This window comes from Erwinia psychrophila (assembly GCF_039023475.1).
GTDB lineage: Bacteria > Pseudomonadota > Gammaproteobacteria > Enterobacterales > Enterobacteriaceae > Erwinia.
This window is the reverse complement of the sequence record NZ_JBCHVB010000032.1, coordinates 1-607: the sequence shown is the minus strand read 5'-3', so window position 1 is coordinate 607 and position 607 is coordinate 1. Positions and strand designations below refer to the sequence as shown.

Sequence of the window (607 nt, the reverse complement as noted above, 5' to 3'; positions counted from 1 at the left end):
GGCCATTAAAGGGCGCGTCATTGACCTGGTGGATACCCTGGGACTGGAGCAGTTAACGCCGGATAATAACGATCCGACCGCCATTGACTATCAGCCAGCGAGCACGCCAGTCTCAAGTGATACGGATGTGCTGCCGCCGAACGTGGGTCTCTCCACTAACAGCGAAGCGGCGCTGGGGGGGCAAACCGAAGCCGGGGCAACCGTGAAAGTGACGGATGCAGAGGGAACCGTCTACTCAACCATCGCGGATGCTAACGGTGTATGGAGGATCGAACCTAACCCACTCAGTGTAGGAGAGAACGGCACAATTACGGCAACGGATGCTGCGGGTAATGAAAGCCAGCCGGCACTTATCAGTGGGGCGGCGTTAGGGTCTTACGATTTGCTGAATGAAAGCGCGCAGGTGAACACCACCACCGCAGGCGAGCAGCTTAACCCGGCAACCACCCGACTGGCCGATGGCCGTATCGTGGTGGTATGGCAGGGCACCGGTACCTCAGGTACCGAGGTCTACATGCAGCTTTATGAGGCCGATGGTCTGCACAAAATCGGCACCGAGCAGCAGGTGAACCAGCGTACTGCCAACAACCAGGACAGCGCGCAGGTA

At 58.5% G+C, this 607-nt stretch carries 1 protein-coding gene; it reads left to right on the top strand.

Annotation, left to right across the window (positions count from 1 at the left end):
* Window positions 1-607, top strand: a 607-nt coding sequence (locus AAH446_RS19690) for an Ig-like domain-containing protein (protein WP_342908356.1), incomplete at both ends; no start/stop codon positions are given.